General features: G+C 62.8%; 19 protein-coding genes. 11 read left to right on the forward strand and 8 right to left on the reverse strand.

All coding sequences use genetic code 11. From position 1 onward, the window contains the following. Positions 1–19: 19 nt before the first annotated feature. The 4 genes from urtD to JV241A_RS22195 all read left to right on the forward strand — a co-directional run bounded on the left by urtD (position 20) and on the right by JV241A_RS22195 (position 2,702). A complete protein-coding gene (gene urtD, locus JV241A_RS22180; RefSeq protein ID WP_134064709.1) occupies positions 20–841 on the forward strand; it encodes an urea ABC transporter ATP-binding protein UrtD in 822 nt (273 codons plus the stop codon). Between the two features lie 69 nt (positions 842–910). Next, positions 911–1,609 (forward strand): urea ABC transporter ATP-binding subunit UrtE, encoded by a 699-nt coding sequence (urtE, locus tag JV241A_RS22185; RefSeq protein ID WP_115089026.1) that lies wholly within the window; start codon positions 911–913, stop codon positions 1,607–1,609. A gap of 38 nt (positions 1,610–1,647) precedes the next feature. Further along, positions 1,648–2,175: a GNAT family N-acetyltransferase gene (locus JV241A_RS22190; protein WP_115089028.1), complete on the forward strand. Its 528-nt coding sequence runs from the start codon at positions 1,648–1,650 to the stop codon at positions 2,173–2,175. Between the two features lie 5 nt (positions 2,176–2,180). Continuing rightward, positions 2,181–2,702 (forward strand): GNAT family N-acetyltransferase, encoded by a 522-nt coding sequence (locus tag JV241A_RS22195; RefSeq protein WP_115089030.1) that lies wholly within the window; start codon positions 2,181–2,183, stop codon positions 2,700–2,702. Positions 2,703–2,813: 111 nt separating this feature from the next. Here the strand turns inward: JV241A_RS22195 and JV241A_RS22200 are convergent, their stop codons facing one another. Further along, positions 2,814–3,119 (reverse strand): chaperone modulator CbpM, encoded by a 306-nt coding sequence (locus JV241A_RS22200; protein WP_045196932.1) that lies wholly within the window; start codon positions 3,117–3,119, stop codon positions 2,814–2,816. A gap of 2 nt (positions 3,120–3,121) precedes the next feature. Continuing rightward, positions 3,122–4,081: a curved DNA-binding protein gene (gene cbpA, locus JV241A_RS22205; RefSeq protein ID WP_115089032.1), complete on the reverse strand. Its 960-nt coding sequence runs from the start codon at positions 4,079–4,081 to the stop codon at positions 3,122–3,124. A 160-nt stretch (positions 4,082–4,241) separates the two neighbouring features. Here cbpA and JV241A_RS22210 point away from each other — a divergent pair, with 160 nt between their 5' ends. Further along, entirely contained in the window at positions 4,242–5,507 is a 1,266-nt protein-coding gene (locus tag JV241A_RS22210; protein WP_115089035.1) for an Hsp70 family protein, read from the forward strand. 108 nt (positions 5,508–5,615) lie between these two features. Here JV241A_RS22210 and JV241A_RS22215 read toward each other — a convergent pair whose 3' ends face one another. Further along, positions 5,616–6,623, reverse strand: coding sequence for a hypothetical protein (locus JV241A_RS22215; protein ID WP_115089037.1), 1,008 nt, complete (start codon positions 6,621–6,623; stop codon positions 5,616–5,618). 219 nt (positions 6,624–6,842) lie between these two features. Here JV241A_RS22215 and JV241A_RS22220 point away from each other — a divergent pair, with 219 nt between their 5' ends. Further along, a complete protein-coding gene (locus JV241A_RS22220; protein ID WP_134064485.1) occupies positions 6,843–7,769 on the forward strand; it encodes a hypothetical protein in 927 nt (308 codons plus the stop codon). On the opposite strand, the gene JV241A_RS22225 is transcribed toward JV241A_RS22220, so the two are convergent. The 3 genes from JV241A_RS22225 to JV241A_RS22235 form a co-directional block, all read right to left on the reverse strand. Then, positions 7,751–8,161, reverse strand: coding sequence for a hypothetical protein (locus tag JV241A_RS22225; RefSeq protein ID WP_134064487.1), 411 nt, complete (start codon positions 8,159–8,161; stop codon positions 7,751–7,753). The genes JV241A_RS22220 and JV241A_RS22225 overlap by 19 nt on opposite strands. 111 nt (positions 8,162–8,272) lie before the next feature. Continuing rightward, positions 8,273–8,554, reverse strand: a complete 282-nt coding sequence (locus JV241A_RS22230) for a PsiF family protein (RefSeq protein ID WP_115089043.1) — start codon at positions 8,552–8,554, stop codon at positions 8,273–8,275. A gap of 62 nt (positions 8,555–8,616) precedes the next feature. Continuing rightward, complete coding sequence (locus tag JV241A_RS22235; RefSeq protein ID WP_134064489.1) at positions 8,617–9,408, reverse strand: helix-turn-helix transcriptional regulator; 792 nt, start codon at positions 9,406–9,408, stop codon at positions 8,617–8,619. A 98-nt stretch (positions 9,409–9,506) separates the two neighbouring features. Here JV241A_RS22235 and JV241A_RS22240 point away from each other — a divergent pair, with 98 nt between their 5' ends. Next, positions 9,507–10,400 (forward strand): DMT family transporter, encoded by an 894-nt coding sequence (locus JV241A_RS22240; RefSeq protein ID WP_134064491.1) that lies wholly within the window; start codon positions 9,507–9,509, stop codon positions 10,398–10,400. On the opposite strand, the gene JV241A_RS22245 is transcribed toward JV241A_RS22240, so the two are convergent. Continuing rightward, positions 10,381–11,271 carry a triacylglycerol lipase gene (locus JV241A_RS22245; RefSeq protein WP_115089049.1) on the reverse strand — a complete coding sequence of 297 codons (891 nt, stop codon included), beginning with the start codon at positions 11,269–11,271 and terminating at the stop codon, positions 10,381–10,383. The genes JV241A_RS22240 and JV241A_RS22245 overlap by 20 nt on opposite strands. A 123-nt stretch (positions 11,272–11,394) precedes the next feature. Between JV241A_RS22245 and osmE the strand changes: the two genes are divergently transcribed. Both osmE and JV241A_RS22255 read left to right on the forward strand, forming a co-directional pair. Further along, positions 11,395–11,748 (forward strand): osmotically-inducible lipoprotein OsmE, encoded by a 354-nt coding sequence (gene osmE, locus JV241A_RS22250; protein ID WP_134064493.1) that lies wholly within the window; start codon positions 11,395–11,397, stop codon positions 11,746–11,748. A gap of 90 nt (positions 11,749–11,838) precedes the next feature. Further along, entirely contained in the window at positions 11,839–12,369 is a 531-nt protein-coding gene (locus JV241A_RS22255; RefSeq protein ID WP_010221634.1) for a ferritin-like domain-containing protein, read from the forward strand. Between the two features lie 101 nt (positions 12,370–12,470). Here the strand turns inward: JV241A_RS22255 and JV241A_RS22260 are convergent, their stop codons facing one another. Continuing rightward, complete coding sequence (locus JV241A_RS22260; RefSeq protein WP_134064495.1) at positions 12,471–14,531, reverse strand: AsmA family protein; 2,061 nt, start codon at positions 14,529–14,531, stop codon at positions 12,471–12,473. A 341-nt stretch (positions 14,532–14,872) separates the two neighbouring features. Between JV241A_RS22260 and JV241A_RS22265 the strand changes: the two genes are divergently transcribed. After that, a complete protein-coding gene (locus JV241A_RS22265; RefSeq protein WP_134064497.1) occupies positions 14,873–15,274 on the forward strand; it encodes a hypothetical protein in 402 nt (133 codons plus the stop codon). A 134-nt stretch (positions 15,275–15,408) separates the two neighbouring features. Beyond that, positions 15,409–16,038 (forward strand): TetR family transcriptional regulator, encoded by a 630-nt coding sequence (locus JV241A_RS22270; RefSeq protein ID WP_134064499.1) that lies wholly within the window; start codon positions 15,409–15,411, stop codon positions 16,036–16,038. Positions 16,039–16,068: the final 30 nt, after the last annotated feature.

Here is a 16,068-nt window from a genome sequence, read left to right on the forward strand (position 1 = left end):
GCCGGTGCACCCGGAATTCATGCTTGAACCGATCCTCGACGCCGGCAGCGGCCGCGATGCCATCGGCCTTGGCCAGCGCCGCGGCGAAGGCCTGGACGTGCGCCACGGCACGGTGCTGACCCTGGAAGACATCAACGTCAGCTTCGACGGCTTCAAGGCACTGAACAGCCTCAACCTGTACATCGGCATCGGTGAACTGCGCTGCATCATCGGCCCCAACGGCGCCGGCAAGACCACGCTGATGGATGTGATCACCGGCAAGACTCGCCCCACCAGCGGCAAGGCCTGGTTCGGCGACACCCTGGACCTGACGCGCATGAGCGAGGTGCAGATCGCCCAGGCCGGGATCGGTCGCAAGTTCCAGAAGCCGACGGTGTTCGAGGCCTTGAGCGTGTTCGAGAACCTGGAGCTGGCGCAGAAAGCCGACAAGTCAGTGCTGGCCAGCCTGGTTGCGCGCCTGAGTGGCGAGCAGCGCGACCGCATCGACGAGATCCTGCAGACCATTCGCCTGAGCGGCTCGGCCCAGCGTCAGGCCGGCTTGCTGTCCCACGGCCAGAAGCAGTTCCTGGAGATCGGCATGCTGCTGATGCAGGACCCGCAATTGCTGCTGCTCGATGAACCGGTCGCGGGCATGACCGATGCCGAAACCGAATTCACCGCCGAACTGTTCAAAAGCCTGGCCGGCAAGCATTCGCTGATGGTGGTCGAGCATGACATGGGCTTTGTCGGCAGCATCGCCGACCACGTCACCGTGCTGCATCAGGGGGGTGTGCTGGCTGAAGGGTCGCTGGAGCAGGTGCAGGCGGATGACCGGGTGATCGAGGTTTATCTGGGAAGGTGACTTGCAGAGCATCGCGGGGCAAGCCCGCTCCCACAGGCCCCGCGATAAGACCAACAAAGGACATCAGACATGCTGAAAATCGACTCCCTGCACCAATACTACGGCGGCAGTCACATCCTGCGCGGCCTGTCCTTCGAGGCCAGGGTCGGTGAAGTCACCTGCCTGCTCGGCCGTAACGGCGTCGGCAAGACCACCCTGCTGCGCTGCCTGATGGGCCTGCTGCCCACCCGCGAAGGCAGCGTGCACTGGGAAGGCCAGGCGATCACCGCACTCAAGCCGCACCAGCGGGTGCACGCCGGCATCGCCTACGTGCCCCAGGGCCGCGAGATCTTCCCGCGCCTGAGCGTCGAGGAGAACCTGCTGATGGGCCTGTCGCGCTTTGGCGCCAGCCAGGCCAAAAGCGTGCCGGGCTTCATCTACGAGCTGTTCCCGGTGCTGCTGCAGATGAAACAGCGCCGTGGCGGCGACCTCTCCGGCGGCCAGCAACAACAACTGGCCATCGGCCGCGCCCTGGCCAGCCAGCCACGCTTGTTGATCCTCGACGAGCCCACCGAGGGCATTCAGCCTTCGGTTATCAAGGAGATCGGCGCGGTGATCGGCAAACTTGCCGCCCGGGGCGACATGGCCATCCTGTTGGTCGAGCAGTTCTACGACTTTGCCGCTGAGCTTGCCGACCAGTACCTGGTGATGTCGCGCGGTGAAATCATCCAGTCCGGGCGTGGCGAAAATATGGAAGCCGAGGGTGTGCGCGGCCTGGTAACCATTTAACCTGAGCCGATCACCGTGCCCCTGTTCGAGAACCTGCCATGACTTACCTGCTGCGCGATGCCGTGCCTGCCGACCTGCCGGGCATTCGCGAGATCTACAACGATGCCGTGCTCAACACCACGGCGATCTGGAACGAGCAAGCGGTCGACCTGGGCAACCGCCAGGCCTGGTTCGAAGCCCGCCAGGCCCAGGGTTATCCGATCCTGGTGGCGGTGGACGCTGCCGATCAAGTCCTCGGCTATGCTTCGTTTGGCGACTGGCGGCCGTTCGAAGGTTTTCGCCATACCGTCGAGCATTCGGTGTACATCCGCAACGACCAGCGCGGCAACGGCCTGGGCCCCAAGCTGATGCACGCGCTGATCGAACGGGCCCGCGCCTGCAACAAACACGTGATGGTCGCTGCCATCGAAAGCGGCAACGCCGCCTCGATTCGCCTGCACCAGCGCCTGGGCTTCACCCTCAACGGGCAGATGCCCCAGGTCGGGGTGAAGTTTGGCCGCTGGCTGGACCTGACCTTCATGCAGTTGATCCTCAACCCGGATGCCCTGCCCCCGACAATGGAGTGACGCCTGTGAATGCTGCGCAGCTTAATCGTGTAACCCATGAAAGCCTTGCCTATTACCGCGACGGCCTGGTGGCGTTGCTGCTTGATGCCGTGCAACACGGCGCCTCGGTGGGGTTTCTGGCGGCTATCGATGTGCAGCAGGCCGAGCGTTACTTCGAGGAGGTAAGGCAGCGCCTGGTCAGCGGCGAGCTGTTGCTGTGGGTGGTGGGCAAGGACAAGGAAGTGCTGGGCAGTGTCCAGCTGGGCTTGTGCCTCAAGCCCAACGGTTTGAACCGGGCGGAAGTACAGAAGCTGCTGGTGCATAGCGCGGCACGGCGCCGTGGCCTGGGCCAGCAGTTGATGCACGCGCTGGAACTGGCGGCGCGCCAGAAGCAGCGCGGCATGCTTTACCTGGATACCGAGGCCGGCTCGGGGGCCGAAGCTTTTTATCGATCGCTGGGCTACAGCAAGGCGGGCGAGATTCCGGATTACGCCTGCGGGCCGGACGGGGTTTATCGGGCGACGGCGTTGTACTACAAGTTGCTCTAGGTCTTCAGGGCCAATCGCCGGCAAGGCCGGCTCCCACAGGGTACTGCATGCACAGGGCCAGTGTGGGAGCCGGCGTTGCCGGCGATCGGTCGCGCAGCGGACGCAATGAACTCAGCCCTGCACAAACCGCCCCAAACGTTGCCTGAGCATGCTGTTCTCGCTGCGCAGTTGCTGCACTTCCTCCAGCAGCTCCAGGGCCAGCGCCACCCCTTCCCACTCCAGTTGCAGATCGTGATGCAGCTTCGCCGCGCGCTTGGCCAGCACCGGCGCCTGATCGTCAAACAGCCAGTCTTCCGGCGTTCGCCCAGAAGGCTCGACAATGCCGTGTTCGACGATTTCGATCACGTAGGCCGCCGGCAGATCGGCTTCCTGACAGAGGGTCTGCATGTCCAGTTGAACGATCAGGGTACTGCTCATGATCAGCTACTCCATTGTGTCCTCGGGTTGAACGCGGCCTTTTCCGACAGCTTGGTCCACAGCTCACGGGCTGCGGCATCGGAGTGGCTCGGCATCACCACTTTCAATTGCGCATACAGGTCGCCACGCTGGCCCTGCTTGTTGCTCAGGCCCATGCCCTTGATGCGCAGGCGCTGGCCGTTCTGGCTGTCCGGACGGATGGTCAGGTTGACCTTGCCGGTCAGGGTCGGCATCGCCACCTTGGTGCCCAGGGCGGCCTCCCACGGTGCCAGCGGCACGGTGATGATCAAGTCATGACCTTCGACATCGAACAGCGGGTGCGGTGCCATGCGAATGGTCAGGAACAGGTCGCCATTGGCGCCGCCACCGACGCCCGGCGCGCCCTGGCCCTTGAGGCGGATCTTCTCGCCGTCGCTGACGCCGGCCGGGATCTTCACGTTCAGGGTCTTGGTGGTAAAGCCCGTGCGCTGGCCGTGGGCGTTGTGCTGCGGCACCTGGAAGCTGATCTGCTTGGATTCGCTGGACAGGGTTTCCTCAAGGAAAATCGCCAGTTCCATTTCCACGTCCTGCCCCCGCCGTCCGGCGCTGCGTTGCTGGCCGCGGCCAAAAGGATTGCCGTTGCCACCGCGCGAACCGAAGATCGAGCTGAAGAAATCGGAAAAATCGCCACCGTCGCCAAAACCGCCGGCACCGGCCGAGCCGCGGCTTTCCCAGCCCGGCGGGCCCTGGAACGGCCGGCCATGCTGGCCGTATTTGCGCAGCTCGTCGTACTCGGCGCGTTTTTCCGGATTGCTCAGGGCTTCATAGGCCTCGTTGGCCTCCTTGAATTTCTCCTCGGCGTCACGCTCTTTGCTGACGTCGGGGTGATACTTGCGCGCGAGCTTGCGGTAGGCGGTCTTGATCGCCTTGTCATCCGCAGTGGGCTCTACGCCAAGAATCTTGTAATAGTCTTTGAAGTCCATCTAAGGAATCACCATGGGTTAATCGAATGCTTTTGTAGATTGGGGTCAAGCATAGCCTTTCAAGGTGCTCATGGGTTTGCTGCAAAGCAGATAATCGGTCTTGATTCTGCTGCCAGCTGGCATAAACTGCGCGGCCGTTTTTCCCCCGGAAGTACAATCCATGAGTCAAGCATCCCCGGCCCGTGCCTGCGGCATCGACTTCGGCACCTCCAACTCCACCGTCGGCTGGCATCGCCCGGGCGTGGAGTCGTTGATCGCCCTGGAAGACGGCAAGATCACCCTGCCGTCGGTGGTGTTCTTCAATATCGAGGAGCGCCGCCCGGTGTACGGCCGCCTGGCCCTGCACGAATACCTCGAAGGCTATGAAGGCCGCCTGATGCGCTCGCTCAAGAGCCTGCTGGGCTCCAAGCTGATCAAGCACGACACCAGCGTGCTGGGCACCGCGCTGCCGTTCAAGGACCTGCTGGGGATGTTCATCGGCGAGCTGAAAAAGCGCGCCGAAGCCAACGCCGGCCGCGCCTTCGACGAGGTGGTGCTGGGCCGCCCGGTGCATTTCGTCGATGACGACCAGGCCGCCGACCAGGAAGCCGAAGACACCCTGGCCGAAGTGGCAAAGAAAATCGGCTTCAAGGAAGTCTCCTTCCAGTACGAACCGATTGCCGCGGCCTTCGACTACGAGTCGAACATCCAGGGCGAAGAGCTGGTGCTGATCGTCGACATCGGCGGGGGTACTTCGGACTTCTCCCTGGTGCGCCTGGCCCCTGAGCGGCACATGCTCGACGACCGCCAGCAGGACATCCTCGCCACCGGCGGCGTGCACATTGGCGGTACCGACTTCGACAAGCAGCTGAGCCTGCAGGGCGTGATGCCGCTGTTCGGCTACGGCAGCCGGATGAAGAGCGGTGCCTTCATGCCGACCAGCCACCACATGAACCTGGCCACCTGGCACACCATCAACTCGGTGTACTCGCAAAAATCCCAGCTGGCCCTGGGCAGCATGCGCTACGACATCGAAGACACCGACGGCATCGACCGCCTGTTCAAGCTGATCGAGCAGCGCGCCGGGCACTGGCTGGCGATGGAAGTGGAAGAGACCAAGATCGAACTGACCCACAACGATCGCCGCCTGGTCGATCTCAAGCGGGTCGAGCCGGGGCTCAGCGTCGAACTGAGCCGGGCGCTGTTCGAAGAGTCGATCGACAACCTGCTCGAGCGCGTGCGCGGCAGTGTCAGCGAACTGCTGACCAAGGCTGGCGTGGGTGTGGCGCAGGTCGATACGGTGTTCTTCACCGGCGGTTCCAGCGGCATCCCGGCATTGCGCCAGAGCGTGGCGGCGATGCTGCCGAATGCCCGGCATGTCGAAGGCAACATCTTTGGCAGCATTGGCAGCGGTTTGGCGATCGAGGCGCGCAAGCGTTACGGCTGAGATAGCCGGGGCCGCGTTGCGGCCCTTTCGCCGGCAACGCCGGCTCCCACAAAGTATTGCTGCACACTATCCCTGTGGGAGCCGGCCTTGCCGGCGATAGCCTTCAGTTCACACCAGCTCTTGCTGGCGCAACTCACTCTTCAGATAGGCGTAATAGATCGGCCCCGCCACTACCCCAGGCAGTCCGAACGCCGCCTCGCACACCAGCATCGCCAACAGTAGCTCCCACGACTTGGCGCTGATCTGCCCGCCAACGATCCGCGCGTTGAGGAAGTACTCGACCTTGTGGATAACAATCAGATAGCCCAGCGCCGCCATCGCCACCCAGATCGACAACGACAGGCCGACGATGGTGATCAGGGTGTTGGACATCAGGTTGCCGATCACCGGTAGCAAGCCGAGCAGGAAGGTCAGCACGATCAGGGTCTTGGTCAGTGGCAGATGCACGCCGAACAGCGGCAGCACCACGGCAAGGAAGATGCCGGTGAAGAAGGTGTTGAGCAGGGAAATCTTGATCTGCGCGAAGACGATGTTGCGAAACGCCTGCACCAGCAGCGCCAGGCGGTTGAACAGCGCCGCCGCCAGGGGCTTGCGCTTGGAGATGTCGGGAATGCGCTGCAGCGCGACGATGGCGCCGAGGATCATGCCGATCAGCAGGGTGACGAACATGTGCGCCGCGCCCTTGCCCACCAGTTGCAGCTCACCCAGGTGGGTTTTGAGCCAGTCGCCGATGGCTACCTTGAACTCCGAGGCACTGGCCGGCAGGTAGGCGTCGATGAACGGCGGCAGCTGCCCGCGAGCCTGATCCACCAACAACATGAACTTGTCCAGGGACGCCCCGGGGTTTTCTGCTTCGTGCAGCAGGAAGCTGATGGCACCGGCGAACAGCAACGTCAGGGTGCTGACCACCAGGGTGCCCAGCAACGCTACCGCCAGCCAGCGTGCCCGTTGCCCGGCAATCAGGTGCTGCAGCTTGGGGGTGAGCATGTTGACCAGTTCGAACACCAGCAGCCCGGCCAGCAGGCTCGGCAACAACTTGAGCGGCAACACCAGCAACAGGCCGGTGAAGACGATGATCCAACTGGCCAGGGTGATCTGGCGCTGAGTAAAGGTCATACAACCTCGAAAGGCGACGGCATGGAAAACCGGCAGTCTGCCAGCCTTCGTCCGGCAGGCATAGTGGCACGCAGCGGCGCTGCGGCTGGCAATGCCGTTGTGATGTTTCTATGATTGCCGCCCCCAATGGAATGGTGGCGCCGCGCAGGCGCTTTCGCAGGTAGGCGAAACAGGAATCCCTCTGTGCCTTCCCACCTTCAAGGCAAAGAGTTCCAGACCATGCGCAAACTGCTTGTCCTGCTTCCGCTGATGCTGCTTGGCGGCTGTTCGGAAGATTTCGCCACCCTGCATTTCGCGCAGCCGGTAAGCGCCTACTATGGCGACCTCAGGCCGCAATACGGCGATGACCTGTACCAGGCCATCCTGGCACTGAAAATCGATCCAAAAGACATCGAGGTCGAGCTTGACGATGACCACCGGCAGAACTTGCGGATCAACGTCTCACGCTCGCTCGATGCCGGTAAGCGCCAAGCCCTGCGCGAGTTGTTCGACGAAATTCCCCGGGCTCGTGCCGCCGCTTCCTGGGAAGTCGATGTCACCCTTGAACCGCACGCGCCGGGCGCCAGGTTCGACGGTTTTAGCGAGGCGGTCAAAAGCATCCAGGGACCAGTCACCCTGCAGCTCAAGCTTGGCAATCGTATCGAAGCGCTTTCCAGTGCCACGCTGCGCGAGCGCACGCTTGCCGCCGAGAACAACAGTGAAGTGTCGAGCATCATCACCTGTCACGTGCTGGCCGAGGTGTCCGGTGGCCCATTCAAGTTCAGGTCGATCGTGCAGCGCGACGATGGCCCGCCGGAACGCGCGCAGGTCATTATCGAGTACGCGCCGATGCATTTCGCCCAACTGCCGGCACGCTTCGACTTCAAGGACCCGACCCTGCGGGAGAGAATCCACAACGGCCAGGTCAAGGCCTGGCAAGCCGAGGGGACGCCGCAGCGCAGCCCGTGGCGCCCCTTCGAGATGGCCTTCGAGGTCGGCTCGCTGGGCAAGCAGAGCCTGAACTTGAATCCGGGCAAGGACCTGCGTATCGGCATGCTCCAGAGCGACTGTCGGGACCTGGCCAACCGCGCCGGCCGGCCGTTCTCGCTGTTTATCGGCGAGGGCCTGGACCGGCTCGAGTCGGTGACTTACGCCGCCGACGACTGAAGCTGGTCGCGAAAGGCTTCGGCGTTCTCGACATTGAAGCGGCTGAGGCGGCGCGAGCCGCTGAAGTCGACGATCAGGCGATTGCACAGCAACAGGTTCTGCACCTTGACCTCGGTGATCTCCTCCACCGGCACCGCCACCCGGTACTGCTTGCCGTCGAAATAGTGCACCTTGCCCTCTTCCAGGCTCAGGCTGGTGGCAATCTCCTTGCCGCAGATCATGTTGAACAGCGCGGTGACCGACAACAGGGTCAGCAGGCTGAAAAAGGCCAGGTCACTGCCGTCGATCCAGTAGTTGATCGTGGCAATCGAGTAGAGGAAAAACGCTGCGGCAAAGAACGCTGAGCAGCCGAGCAACAGATGCTGGCGCGAGAAGTTGAAGTCCGTTTTCATGAAGATCCTGGCGATGAAGTGTGCAGGATGAACCACCCTGCCCGGGCCGCGGATCATAGGGGGGTGGCGACAGGCTCGCAAGAACCGCGGGCCTGCCGCCAGCAGCAGACGTTACTTTTTCTTCAGGCAGTCGCTCATGTACGCCTTGCGCTCGTCGCCCTTGAGCGCCTTGGTGGTGGCGTCGGCGTTGCAGGTTTTCATTTTGTCCTGCTGGGTCGCAGGTTTGGCTTTCAGGCAGGTGCTCATGAACGCCTTGCGTTCATCGCCCTTGAGCGCCTTGGCCGTGGCGTCGGCGTTACAGGTCTTCATTTTTTCCTGTTGCGCCGTGGCGGCAAAACCTTGGGAACACATCAGCAATCCCAGCAACAGCAACGGCACACGCACCATCTTCATGGCGTTTTCTCCTAGTCGCCGCGCACCACGCGCAGCCTTGGCGAGAGTGTAGACAAATACTCTTACAAACCTCCAGCGCGAGCCCGGCGCCGGTACTGCTCAGGCGTGCAGTGGGCCTGGCGCTGGAACATGGCGATGAACGCCGAGGCGCTGCTGTAACCCAGGTCGAAGGCAATCTGCTGGATCGGCAGGTTCTGCTCCAGCGCCTCGATGGCGCGCAGAAATCGCAGGCGCAGGCGCCACTCGCCAAAGCTCATGCCCAGCTCGCGAATGAACTGCCGGGCCAGGGTGCGTTCGCTGACATGGACGCTGGCGGCCCAATGGCCGAGCGGGCGATTGTCGCCGGGCTCGGCATGCAGAGCCTGCAGCACATCGCCCAGGCCGGCACTGCGTGCGTAGGGCAGGTAGCAGGTCTGGGTCGGTGCGCGGCGTAACTGGTCGACCAGCACCCGGGCCAGGCGCTGGTCGGCTTCATCTTCAGGGACCTTGACGTCACGGGTGGCGAAATCGCCAAGAATGGCCTTGAGAATGTCGCTGATCACCAGGGTGCACGGTTCGCCAGGCAGGCCCTGGCACAGGGCGCGATCCAGGTACACCGAGCGATAGACGATGGCCTGCGGGTTGTAGCAGCTGTGCTCGGTATCGGGCGGCACCCACACCGCATAATGCGGCGGCGAGATGAAGCGCTGGCCGTCGATTTCCAGGTGCATGATGCCGTGCGCCGCATAGTTGAGCTGGCCCCAGGCATGCCGATGGGCGGCGCTGTGGGTATCGGCGCCGAACTCGTCGTAGCGAAAATACACCGGGGCCGGCAAAGCCTCGAATTGCGGAATTTTTACGTACTTTATCGACATGCTGTCTGGATCTATGGGCGGGTTGTCTGGATACAAGTATAAACAACAAGACAGACAAGCGGATAATAGCTGCCTGTACCCTCAAGAGTTCCTGTTTCATGAATTATGCGTTTCCATTGCTGGCAATCTTCATCTGGGCCGGCAATACCGTGGTCACCAAGATGTCTGCCGGGGCGATCTTCCCGGCCGAGATCGGCTTCTATCGCTGGCTGCTCGCCGGCCTGCTGTTCACGCCCTTTCTTTTGCGGCCGGTGTTGCGCAACTGGGCGGCGATTGGCCCGAACCTGGGCAAGATCTTCATTCTCGGCGTACTCGGCATGGCGGTGTACCAGAGCCTGGCCTACTTCGCCGCCGCCATCACCAGCGCTACCAACATGGGCATCATCCTCTCGCTGATGCCGCTGATGTCCCTGGCCTTGGCAATCATCAGCCTCGGCCAGCGCCTGACCATCGGTGCGCTGATTGGCGCGGTGGTGTCGTTCATCGGCGTGCTGGTTGTGGTGTCGGCTGGCGATCTGGCGGTGCTGGTGCAACACGGGGTCAACGGCGGTGATGCGCTGATGCTGATCGCCACCCTGGCTTATGCGATGTACAGCACCCTGCTGAAAAAGTGGCAGTTGCGCATCCCACCGCTGCAGCTGCTGTATCTGCAGGTGCTGGTGGCGATCATCGTGCTGTTTCCGCTGTTCCTGTTCTCGGAAAAGACCGGCCTGGGCGCGGGCAACATCGGCCTGGTGATCTACGCCTGCGTACTGGCCTCGATGATCGCGCCGCTGGCCTGGATGCAGGGGGTCAGCCGTCTGGGCCCGAGTCGCACGACGCTGTTCTTTAACCTGCTGCCAGCGGTGACAGCGGTGATCGCTGCCATGGTGCTGGGCGAGCAGCTGGCCCTCTATCACCTGGTGGGCGGGGTGCTGACCCTGGTCGGGGTGATCCTCGCCGAACGCTGGAAAACACCCCTGCGCCGCAGCGCTACAGTCCCGCAGCCTTGAGCCTGGCAGCATGTTCGGTGAACAGCCGCACAGGCTCTGCGCCCTTGCCCACCGCACCTAGCGACTGATTGACGATGTCCAGGTGATCGAGCGGATAGTCATCGCCGATCACCTGGCCCAGGTGCGAGCTGAAGCGCCCGACCATGCCGTCGCACTGGCCCTTTTCCCGCACGAAGGTGCGGGCGAACAGGCGGCAGAAGCGATTGCTGCCGTCCAGGCGGTTGAGGCCGCGATCGGTCCGGCCCGGTTGCAGGGTGCCGGACCAGGAGTAGTAACGCACACCATTCACCTCGGCCGGTCCCTCGCCGCCCCAGGTGGTCGGCAGGCCCTGTGGATAAGCCTGGTTGAAGCGCGCCACGCCGGCACTGGTGAGCGACTGGTGCGAGGCGTGGACGTCAATCGGCAGTTTCGGCCCGCGCCAGCCGGTCTCCAGCCAGCCCATCAAAACCCCCAGCCCATGCAGCAGAGCCTTGAGCACACGGCCGCGCGCGGAGTCGGCGGGGTAATAGTCATGCAGGTGATCGGCCAGCTCCGAGCCGTGATTGGGCCCGGCAATCGAGGTGACGGACGCCACCCATTCCGGCCGTTTGGCGGCCGCATAGCGCGCCGTCAGGGCGCCCTGGCTGTGGCCAAGCAGGTTGACCTTGTCGGCGCCAGTGCGCCGACGCAGGTCCTCGATGATCAGCAACAACTGCTCGCCGCGCACCTCGCAGGAGTTGAGCGGCGACACCTGCACGGCAAACACCGTCGCCCCGCCCCGGCGCAACGCCGAAACGATCCCGAACCAGTAGGGATACAGCAGCAGGCGGACAAACCCGAGCATGCCTGGCACCAGCACCAGTGGATAACGCGTGGCGAGCCCTTGGGCCATGGCTGCATTCCCCGTTCCGTGGACAGTCGCCCAACACTACAGGCACTTCGACGGCAATCGCAATCGAACTCCCGCCGCTCGCTGGGGTTCCAAGCCAATAGACCCTCAGCAAGGAGCTCAACCATGTACAAACAGACCCTGGCCATTCTGCTGACCACCGCCACCCTGGCCGCCTGCGGCAGCCGCCCGGAAAACCCGGTGGACTACGTCACCTATCACGAAGAGCCGCTGGTCAAGCAGGTCGAGAACGGCATGACCATGCAGCGGGTGATTGCCATTGGCGGCAGCCCATCGACTGTGATCGACCTGCCCCACGGCGGTACCTGCAACAACTACATCCTCAACCGTAACGGAAAGCAGCAGGCCTATTACGTGCGCTTCGATGCCACCGGCCATGTCGACGCCAAGGGCTTCAAGACCTGCGAACAACGCCAGGTCGATGACGAGGCCGTCGAAAAGGCCAAGGCCAAGCTATAAAACTTTTCCCCGTGCTGGCGACTCACAGCTTTAGTAACCAGCGCGCCGACAGAGCGTGAAGATCTATCCGTTTTCAGCCTGGAGATGATGATGAGCAACGTTGAACTGACCGATGTTAAAACCCTGCGTGAACGCGCCCGCCAGCATGTCGAGCAGGGCGCCGTGACCGAAGGCTACAGCGCCGACCGGGAAAAAATCCTGCGCCTGCTCAACGAGTCGCTGGCCACCGAGTGGGTCTGCGCCCTGCGCTACAAGCGCCACTACTACATGGCCAGCGGGATCAAGGCCAGTGTCGCAGCTGACGAATTCCTCGAGCACGCCACCCAGGAGCTGGAGCACGCCGACAAACTGGCCGAACGCATCGTCCAGCTGGGCGGCGAACCGGACCTGAACCCGGACAACCTGAGCAAGAATTCCCATGCCCAATACGTCGCCGGCAGCAACCTCAAGGAGATGGTCCTGGAAGACCTGATCGCCGAGCGGATTGCCATCGACAGCTACCGCGAGATCATCCAGTACATCGGCGAGAGCGACCCGACCACGCGGCGGATCTTCGAAGACATCCTGGCCCAGGAAGAGGAGCACGCCGACGACATGGCGGATTTGCTGCAAGGCCTGTAGACCTTATCGCGGGTCAAGCCCGCTCCCACAGGTCTGGTGCACACAGTTCCATTGTGGGAGCGGCGGTGCGACGGCTCGACTTGACCCGCGATTGCTTCCTCTCAACCCGCCTTCACTGCCCGCGGCGCCTTGCCAGCCTTCATTTGCTCCAGCAAGGGCGTGCACTGGTTCGGCACATCCCCACTTGGCGCTATCAGTGCCAGCAACCCCGCCGCCGGCCCCACTGTCACCCCCAGAGCCACCATCCCCACCCCACGCAAGGCCAGCGGCAAGGCCTGTACGCCAGCGCTTGGCTTGGCGAACGGCCCGCGCACATACAGCGGCGAGCGCAACGAAATAAGGCGCACGCCCTTGGACTCGGGGTTGATCTTCAAATCCAGCTGCTCGCTGGCGAAGTTGGCGGTACCGTTGATGTAGATGATCGCGTTCTCGGTATCGAAGACGAACACCCGCGTGGTCGCCAGGCCATCCTTGATACCGAAGTCGGCTGCCGCGCAATTGATCTTCACTTCCTTGTCACCAAACAGCTTGCCGACCACATAGTTGCCAACGTTGAGCCCGGCGATCTCCATCAATCCACGGCTGATGGCGCCATCGTTGATCAGCATTTTCAAGTCGCCATTGGCGGTCGCCAGCAGCGCTGCCACCGAGTTGCCACGACCACTCAGGTCGGCGTCGCCATTGAGTTCGCCGAAGCTGGTCTTCATCGGCTCGAAGGTCGGGAACAGCTGCTTGAGCTTGAAGTTACGCGCACTCAGTTGCGCCCGTCCCTGCAACGGCACGCTACGGCCATCGAGGCGCACCTGGGCGTCGAGCTTGCCGCCGGCGATGCCAAAGCGCAGTGGTGCCAGGCGCAGCACGCCATCCTCGAGGACGAAGTGGCTGGAAAGATCGGTGAACGGCAGCTCGGCACTGTGCACGATGCGCTTGCCGCTGAAGGTCACGTCCGCGTCCATGGTCCGCCAGCGTTCGGTGCGAAATTCCTCGACCGGCAACACCTTGCCTGCGGGTTGCTTGCTGGCACCGCCTCGGGCTTTCTGTTGGGCATTGGAGTCGGCCCCGATCAGCGGCGCCAGGTCCTTGAACAACAGTTGGTTGGAAACCAGCTTGCCGCTCAGCTTTGGCCGCGGCTGGCTGGCGACGAACGCCAGGTCACCATGGATATCGCTGTCGCCGATCTTGCCGTTGAAGCCTTCATAGCGAAACGCCGCGCCGCCAGGTTCATGCAGTTTGGCCGTGAGATGACCCTCGGTGGCATAGGGCGGTGAATCGGGCAGGGTCACGCCGGTGAGCGGATACAGGTTGCCCAGGCTCGCTCCTGACAGACGCAGGCGCAGGTCGAGGGCGCCGAGATTGCGCGGGTCGGTCAGGGTGCCGGCGACGGCGATGCGGGTTTCGCCAATGGCCATGTCGGCCTGCAGCGGGAACGGCTGCGAAGCGTCCTGCAGGGCCAGCAGGCCGCCGATCTTGCCGGTGCCGGCCAGCGCCTGGCCTTTGTAGCGGCCCTTGACCTTGAGGCCGAAGGCGTAGTCCTGGGCAGCACCGGCCTTCTGCGCCGAGGCCTTGCCGACGATGTCGCTGAACGGGATCGGCTTGCCCAACGGGTCGATCAACACCTCCAGGCGGGTTTTCAGGGTCTGGTCATCGAGACTTACCTGGCCCTTGTCAAAGCCGATGGCGCCGATGTCGAGCACCCATTTCGACGGTTCGGCCTGCTCGTCCTTGGGGCCGAAGTCGAAGGTCCAGTTGGCACGGCCATCGGCCAGGCGCTTGAGGCTGGCGGTCGGCTGGTTGAGATCGATGCGTGGAATGACGATCTGCTGCACCAGCAGCGGCAGCGGCGCCAGGCGAAACTCGACGCGCTTGAGGCCGACCATCTGCGGCTCCTTGAGCCAATCTGGGTTGCCCAGGGTCAGGTCTTCGGCGATGAAGTGCGGCCATGGCAGCCAGGCGCGCCAACCGCCTTGCTCCGGCTCACGCTGCCAACGCACCGCCAGGTTGCCGTTGATGGCGAAGGGCCGATGCAGTGCTTCGGAGACCTTGGCATTGAGGGTGGGCTTGACCCGGTTCCAGTCGAAGGTGGCGATGACGATCACCACTACGGCCAGGACCAGCAGCAGGCTGGCGAGGGTCCAGGTGATGATTTTGGCGGGGCGCGTCATTGCACGATTCTCCTGATGACTGCATGGCAAAAAGCGGGCGCGTTGATGGCACTTATCTCTTCGGACTGATGAAAACCCGAGGGGTTTAATTGATCAGCCATGATAACGAGGTTTTTTCTGACCTTTTTCTCAACTTTTGTCGATCGTTACCTCATCCGGCTGCCCCGGTAACGACCTCGGCGCAGTCGCTCATCGCGCCGTAAACCGCGGCTTAGAGCGGCCGCTGCAAAGCATCAATTCCGTTGATTGTTACCATTATCTTTATGAACTTTTATCTGGCGTTTCCCGGCGTAGCATTGGCTCCGTACCCACTTTCCAGCCCCGCCGAGGAGCACCGAATCATGAAACGCCAATTACTGCTGAGCCTGTCCCTGTCCATCCTGGCCGCCAACGCCTTTGCCGTTCCCGCCGCCGAACAAGCCCTGAGCGCCGAATCGCGTTCCAGCTCGACGGTGATTTCGCAACCGCTGAACCCGCTGGCCGAAGGCGGTTCGGATCGGCTGCTGGAGCGCAACAACCGTGTTGCCGAAGGTGGCTCGGATCGCGTACTTGACCGCAACAACCGCGTTGCCGAAGGTGGTGCTGATCGCCTGAATGACCGGGTCAAGGTTGCCGAGGGTGGTGCTGATCGCCTGAAACAGTACTACAAGGTAGCCGAAGGTGGTTCTGACCGTCTGAAAGCACGCTTCGAGGTCGCAGAAGGTGGTTCTGATCGTCTGATCGAAATCCAACGCGCGAGCTGAAGCCTATGCCAGACAACAAGAGACACCAGTGCTGTAGTAGCTCCCCTCCCAGCCCGGTCCATTGACCGGGCTTTGTTTTTCTGGCGCCAGGCTATTAGAGTGCAGGGCTGTTTCACTGCCTGCCGATACTTGCCATGCTGCCGCGCGCCGAACAAAAGCAACAGACCCGCCACGCCCTGCTGGATGCCGCCCGCCACCTGATGGAAAGCGGTCGAGGCTTCGGCAGCATCAGCCTGCGCGAAGTGGCGAAAACCGCAGGCATCGTCCCTACCGGCTTTTACCGGCATTTCTCCGACATGGACCAACTGGGCCTGGCCCTGGTCAATGAAGTCGGCGAAACCTTTCGCCAGACCATCCGCCTGGTGCGCCAGAACGAATTCGAGCTCGGCGGCATCACCGATGCCTCGGTGCGGATCTTTCTCGACGTGGTGGCAGCCAACCGCGCCCAGTTCCTGTTCCTGGCCCGCGAGCAATATGGTGGTTCGCAGCCGGTACGCCAGGCTATCGGTACCCTGCGCCAGGGCATCAGCTCGGACCTGGCCACCGACCTTGCGCGCATGCCGCGCTGGCAGCACCTGGACGCCGCAGCCCTGGCGGTGATGGCCGACCTGGTGGTGAAAACCGTGTTCGCCACCCTGCCGGAACTGATCGACGAACCAAGCGCCAGCGCCGTCGAACCGATCAGCGCCCCGGAAAAAATCACCCAACAGCTGCGCTTCATCTTTGTCGGCGCCAAGCACTGGCAGGGGCTCAGCACCCTGTAGGCAGTCTGCTGTGCTGGCTGAACTGGCCTC

It is taken from the genome of Pseudomonas sp. JV241A, from assembly GCF_900275665.1.
GTDB lineage: Bacteria > Pseudomonadota > Gammaproteobacteria > Pseudomonadales > Pseudomonadaceae > Aquipseudomonas > Aquipseudomonas wadenswilerensis.

What these genes read in the sequence shown, in the direction of transcription:
- JV241A_RS22245 (WP_115089049.1), bottom strand. Translation starts at nt 11,271, where the DNA reads ATGGCCCAAGGGCTCGCCACGCGTTATCCACTGGTGCTGGTGCCAGGC.
- JV241A_RS22210 (WP_115089035.1), top strand. Translation starts at nt 4,242, where the DNA reads ATGAGTCAAGCATCCCCGGCCCGTGCCTGCGGCATCGACTTCGGCACC.
- cbpA (WP_115089032.1), bottom strand. Translation starts at nt 4,081, where the DNA reads ATGGACTTCAAAGACTATTACAAGATTCTTGGCGTAGAGCCCACTGCG.
- JV241A_RS22270 (WP_134064499.1), top strand. Translation starts at nt 15,409, where the DNA reads ATGCTGCCGCGCGCCGAACAAAAGCAACAGACCCGCCACGCCCTGCTG.
- JV241A_RS22230 (WP_115089043.1), bottom strand. Translation starts at nt 8,554, where the DNA reads ATGAAGATGGTGCGTGTGCCGTTGCTGTTGCTGGGATTGCTGATGTGT.
- osmE (WP_134064493.1), top strand. Translation starts at nt 11,395, where the DNA reads ATGTACAAACAGACCCTGGCCATTCTGCTGACCACCGCCACCCTGGCC.
- JV241A_RS22190 (WP_115089028.1), top strand. Translation starts at nt 1,648, where the DNA reads ATGACTTACCTGCTGCGCGATGCCGTGCCTGCCGACCTGCCGGGCATT.
- JV241A_RS22200 (WP_045196932.1), bottom strand. Translation starts at nt 3,119, where the DNA reads ATGAGCAGTACCCTGATCGTTCAACTGGACATGCAGACCCTCTGTCAG.
- JV241A_RS22260 (WP_134064495.1), bottom strand. Translation starts at nt 14,531, where the DNA reads ATGACGCGCCCCGCCAAAATCATCACCTGGACCCTCGCCAGCCTGCTG.
- urtD (WP_134064709.1), top strand. Translation starts at nt 20, where the DNA reads ATGCTTGAACCGATCCTCGACGCCGGCAGCGGCCGCGATGCCATCGGC.
- JV241A_RS22225 (WP_134064487.1), bottom strand. Translation starts at nt 8,161, where the DNA reads ATGAAAACGGACTTCAACTTCTCGCGCCAGCATCTGTTGCTCGGCTGC.
- urtE (WP_115089026.1), top strand. Translation starts at nt 911, where the DNA reads ATGCTGAAAATCGACTCCCTGCACCAATACTACGGCGGCAGTCACATC.
- JV241A_RS22255 (WP_010221634.1), top strand. Translation starts at nt 11,839, where the DNA reads ATGAGCAACGTTGAACTGACCGATGTTAAAACCCTGCGTGAACGCGCC.
- JV241A_RS22235 (WP_134064489.1), bottom strand. Translation starts at nt 9,408, where the DNA reads ATGTCGATAAAGTACGTAAAAATTCCGCAATTCGAGGCTTTGCCGGCC.
- JV241A_RS22240 (WP_134064491.1), top strand. Translation starts at nt 9,507, where the DNA reads ATGAATTATGCGTTTCCATTGCTGGCAATCTTCATCTGGGCCGGCAAT.
- JV241A_RS22265 (WP_134064497.1), top strand. Translation starts at nt 14,873, where the DNA reads ATGAAACGCCAATTACTGCTGAGCCTGTCCCTGTCCATCCTGGCCGCC.
- JV241A_RS22220 (WP_134064485.1), top strand. Translation starts at nt 6,843, where the DNA reads ATGCGCAAACTGCTTGTCCTGCTTCCGCTGATGCTGCTTGGCGGCTGT.
- JV241A_RS22215 (WP_115089037.1), bottom strand. Translation starts at nt 6,623, where the DNA reads ATGACCTTTACTCAGCGCCAGATCACCCTGGCCAGTTGGATCATCGTC.